Origin of the sequence: Noviherbaspirillum sp. (assembly GCF_036846085.1) — a bacterium.
GTDB lineage: Bacteria > Pseudomonadota > Gammaproteobacteria > Burkholderiales > Burkholderiaceae_D > Noviherbaspirillum.
Window position 1 is genome coordinate 1 of sequence record NZ_DAIUCO010000338.1, and the last position, 4,834, is coordinate 4,834.

A 4,834-nucleotide genomic window follows, 5' to 3' on the forward strand; every position below is an offset into this window, starting at 1 on the left:
ACACCCTGCATGGCCGCTTGCTCGGCCTGTTTCCGGTGAATGTGCTGCATACGCTGGTTCATCTTGCCATCGGTGTCTGGGGCCTGGTTGCGGCGAAGAGTGTCGGTGCCGCCGTCGGCTATGCGAAAGGCCTTGCGATCATCTATGCCTTGCTGGCCATCATGGGTCTGTTCCCCGGACTGAACACCATGTTCGGGCTGGTGCCGCTGCATAGCCATGACGTATGGCTGCATGCGGGAACGGCGCTGATTGCCGCCTATTTCGGCTTCGTGCGCAAGCACGACACCCAGCACGTTCAGCGCGCGTGACGTCTCGGGTAGCGGGCTGCCGCCGGCCGGTGCAGCCCGTATGATTGATCCTTGATGCGCCGTCCGGCGCAAGATAATGTCGTGCCGGCTCCTGCACGACATTCCGGGCAGGAGAGCTTTCCATGAAAACCGAGAAAGAAAAGATGCTCGCCGGCGAGCTGTACGATCCGCTCGATCGGCAGCTCAGCGATGAGCGCCGTCGCGCCCGACTGCTCTTCAAGGCGCTCAACGATACGCGCGACGACCAGGTCGAGGAACGCAGCCGCCTGCTCATGGAGCTCATCCCGTCGGCAGGACCGGACGCATGGATCGAGCCTCCTTTCTACTGCGACTACGGCAGCAACATTCTTTTCGCCGGCAAGGTCTTCCTCAATTTCAACTGCGTCATCCTCGACGTCGCACCGGTACGCATCGGAACGGGCGTGCTGATCGGCCCGGCGGTGCAGATCTACACCGCCACGCATCCGCTCACCGTCGCGGAACGCAGGGCAGGAACCGAATTCGGCAAGGGTATCGAGATCGGCGACGATGCATGGATAGGCGGCGGATCGATTCTCGCACCGGGTGTCCGGGTAGGGAAGGGCGCGGTCATAGGCGCCGGCAGCGTGGTGACCAGGGACATTCCGGACGGGATGATCGCCGCCGGCAATCCTTGCCGCGTGCTTCGTCCGGCCGGATAAGACTCTGCCATCCGGCGGCAGGCGGAACGGCATTCCCGCGTCCAGACCGAGTCGGGCCATTGAAAGCCCGCAATAGTCCCCGCTTTCACCGTTGTTCCCTTCCTTTAACCAGGTTCTTAAAAACAGTGCAAATTCGCTACATCTATATTAGAATGCGAATCGTTATCGTTTAGATTTAAGAAGATGGTGGTAGATATGCCGCCAGTCAATGCGCCAACAATGCAATTGTCCGGCGTCGCGCAGGCTGGTATTCGGCCAATGTTTAGATGAATGTTGACGCTACTGCCTTTTTCGACCGACCTATCCGACCATCCGTCCGACCAACCCGACAGGCCCCCGAATGACGTTCCGCTTCAAGATTTCCCTGCTGGCCGCCGCGCTCGTCAGCGTTTCGCCGGTGCAAGCCCAGGACAACGTACTGAATCTCTATTCCGCACGCCATTATCAGACCGATGAAGTGCTGTACAGCAACTTTACCAAGCAGACTGGTATCCAGATCAACCGTATCGAAGCGGATGATGCCGTGCTGATGGAGCGCCTGCGCAACGAAGGCAAGAACAGCCCGGCAGACGTGATTTTGCTGGTCGATGCCGCCCGCCTGTGGCGTGCCCAGGTCGAAGGCATGTTCCAGCCGGTGAAGTCCAAAGTGCTGGAGGAGCGGATTCCCGCCAACCTGCGCGGTGGCGACGAGGGGCAGGGCGCACAGTGGTTCGGCCTGTCCACCCGGGCGCGCGTCATCGTCTATAACAAGGTGCGCGTGAAGCGCGACGAAGTTGCTGCCTATGAATCGCTGGCCGATCCCGTCAACAAGGGCAAGGTCTGCACGCGCTCCGGCTCGCACCCGTACATGTTGTCGCTGATCGGCGCCATGATCGAACGTAACGGCGAAGCAGCGACCGAGAAATGGGCGCAAGGCATGGTCGCCAACTTCGCGCGGCCGCCGCAGGGTGGCGACACCGATCAGATCAAGGGCGTGGCCAGCGGCGAATGCGGCGTGGCGCTCGTCAATTCCTACTACTACGCGCGCCTGCTGCGTTCCACCAAGTCCGAAGATCGCGAGATGATGAACAAGGTCGGTTTCGTCTGGCCCAACCAGGAAGGGGCCGGCACCCACATCAACGTCGCCGGTGGCGCGGTTGCCAAGAATGCCCGCCAGCGCGACGCCGCCGTCAAGTTCCTCGAGTATCTGGCCAGCGACGACGCGCAGGCCTACTTCGCCAACGGCAACAACGAATGGCCAGTAGTAAGTTCTGCGGTCGTCAAGAATCCGGTGCTGCAGCAGATGGGCAAGTTCAAGACCGAGAACGTCTCCATCACCGCCATCGGCAAGAACCAGGTCTCCGCGCAGAAGATACTCGACCGCGTCGGCTACAAGTAATCCGTTTTTTGTTTTTCGTGCCATGAAGTCGCAGCCAGCCATTCCCTGAAGATAGCCAGCCTGACGATCAGACAACTTTACCTACAGGGATACACAATGAAAAAGAAACTGGCGAAGCGCCGGCTGGCGGCGGCTACCGCATGCGCGCAGCAAACCTCGACACCGTCGCAATCCGAAATCCGCCGTCCGTCCGGCATGCCGCTCGGCGCGCTCATGCTGGCAGCATCGTTCTCCGCGGTGGCGCAGACCACCGCACAGCCCCCTGCCTCCCCCGAACAGGTGATGCCCGCCGTGGAAGTGAAGGGCCAGCAGGAAACGCTGAGCAAGGAGTCGTTCCGCACGACGACGACCGGCATCGGCAAGGGCAACCAGGAACTGCGCGACATTCCGCAGTCGGTTACGGTGATGACCGAGAGGCTGATGGACGATCGCAACCTCGATGACTTCCGCGAAGTGCTGCGCACCACCGCCGGCGTGACCTTCCAGGCCGGCGAGACGGGTGAGGAAGATGTGCGCCTGCGCGGCTTCTCGCTCGGCCAGGCGGGTGATATCTACACCGACGGCATGCGCGATGCCGCTCTGTATGAGCGCGACACCTTCAACAATGACCGCATCGAAGTACTGAAGGGTTCCGCATCGATGTTGTTCGGCAAAGGCTCGACCGGCGGCGTCGTCAATCAGGTCAACAAGACACCGTTTCTGTTTAACCAGAACGAAGTGACCTACACGCTCGGCACCGGCGAACTCCACCGGTTGACCGGCGACTTCAACATCAAGACCGGTGACGATGCGGCGTTGCGCCTAAACGCCATGGTGCATAACGCCGAAAACTGGGGCGCCAGGCAAAAGAAAGTCGGTATCGCGCCGACGTATAGCTGGGGCATCGGCACCCGGGACGAATTCACTGTCGGCCTGTTCCACCTGCGGGTCGAGGGCCGGCCTTTGTACAACCATCCCTGGTTCCTGTCGGGCGGCACGCGCGGCGCCATCATCGAGACGCTGCCGGCGAAGAATTACTACGGCCTCGCCAGCGACTATCTCGATACGCAGGCGACCTACGGAACCGTCGGCCATGTTCACCGCTTCGACAACGGCAGCCAGCTCAAGACCACGCTGCGTCACGGGCGGTATGAGCGCGATCTATGGGCCAGTGTCATCCGCTTCGGCGCCGGCACCACACTCGGCAATCTGAACGATGCGACCGTGATCAGCCGCACGCCGAAAGGACGGATCGGCGTCAGCGACACAACCCAGCTGTCGAGTGACTTCACCGGAAATTTCAACTGGGGCGGGCGCAACCATTCCATCCTCGCGGGTGTCGATGTCTACAATGAGGATGCCAAGCGTGACTACAACTCGGTTGGCACTCCGGTGGTAACCAAACCGAACACCACGGTCGGCAGGCCGAACGATGGCGCATCCGTTGCCGACACGCGGACCATGCGTGGCTTCAACACCTTCGATGCACGCAACATCGGCTTGTACGTGCAGGACATGGTGAGTGTCACCCCGACGGTCAAACTGCTCGGCGGCCTGCGTTTCGATCACTTCGAGGCATCCTACCTTGCGCGGGACGGGGTCTCCTTCAAGCGTAATGACAACCTGTGGTCACCCCGTGTCGGCGCATTGTTCCAGCCGAGCGATGTCGCGTCCTACTACGCGTCCTTTGGCACCTCCTACAACACCTCCGGCGACACCTATCAGTTTGCGGTCAATTCTCCAAACCTCAACGATGCGAGGACGCCGGCCGAGAAAAGCCGCAACCTGGAAATCGGCGGCAAATGGGAACTGTTCGAAAAGCGTGCCTCACTCGGTGTGGCGGCCTTCTATAGCGAGAAGTACAACGAGCGCAATACCGACGAGGATAGCGCGGCGACACAGCAACTGTTGTCCGGCAAGCGTCATGCGGCCGGTATGGAGTTCAACCTGGCCGGCCGCATTACGCCGAAGTGGGAAGTCTTCTTCAACCATACCTGGATTCCGAACGCCAAGATCGATGAAAGCAACGTGGCGCTCAACGCAGCCGGTACCGGCGCGCAGGTTAAGGGCGACCGCCCCGGCCTGACGCCCAAACACAGCAGCAGCCTCTGGACCACCTACCGCGTGTTGCCTGCGCTGCGCCTCGGCGCCGGTCTCACCCATCGCGGCGAGCAGAACCCGGAAGGCGCCCGTCACGTCACTGCCGGCAGCTTCACCGTCTTCGACGCCATGGCCGAGTACACGATCAATGAAACCTGGACAGCCAAGCTCAACGTCACCAATTTGACCGACAGGCTGTACGCGGATTCGCTGTACCGCGGCTTTTACGCACCGGGCACCCCGCGTCGTGTCGAACTGACACTGAAGGCGATGTTCTAAGGCGAAGCATGCTTCTGCACCTGAAAAACGTTCTTACCCGCGACGAACTCGCCACCGCCCGGGCCCTGCTCGGGCCCGGTGCGCCGTGGGTCGACGGGCGCAGCAGCGCG

The 4,834-nt window shown here is 61.2% G+C and carries 4 protein-coding genes; all 4 read left to right on the top strand.

The annotated features are described in order from the left end of the window. On the top strand, positions 1 to 308 hold a 308-nt coding region (locus tag V7080_RS24085), incomplete at its 5' end, for a DUF4383 domain-containing protein (RefSeq protein ID WP_334190918.1). A 122-nt stretch (positions 309 to 430) separates the two neighbouring features. Then, on the top strand, positions 431 to 988 hold the full coding sequence (locus V7080_RS24090) for a sugar O-acetyltransferase (protein ID WP_334190919.1): 558 nt from the start codon (positions 431 to 433) through the stop codon (positions 986 to 988). A gap of 340 nt (positions 989 to 1,328) precedes the next feature. After that, positions 1,329 to 2,366, top strand: a complete 1,038-nt coding sequence (locus V7080_RS24095) for an extracellular solute-binding protein (protein ID WP_334190920.1) — start codon at positions 1,329 to 1,331, stop codon at positions 2,364 to 2,366. A gap of 96 nt (positions 2,367 to 2,462) precedes the next feature. After that, positions 2,463 to 4,724, top strand: a complete 2,262-nt coding sequence (locus tag V7080_RS24100; RefSeq protein ID WP_334190921.1) for a TonB-dependent receptor — start codon at positions 2,463 to 2,465, stop codon at positions 4,722 to 4,724. The last annotated feature ends 110 nt before the right edge of the window (positions 4,725 to 4,834 follow it).

What these genes read in the sequence shown, in the direction of transcription:
- V7080_RS24090 (WP_334190919.1), top strand. Translation starts at nt 431, where the DNA reads ATGAAAACCGAGAAAGAAAAGATGCTCGCCGGCGAGCTGTACGATCCG.
- V7080_RS24100 (WP_334190921.1), top strand. Translation starts at nt 2,463, where the DNA reads ATGAAAAAGAAACTGGCGAAGCGCCGGCTGGCGGCGGCTACCGCATGC.
- V7080_RS24095 (WP_334190920.1), top strand. Translation starts at nt 1,329, where the DNA reads ATGACGTTCCGCTTCAAGATTTCCCTGCTGGCCGCCGCGCTCGTCAGC.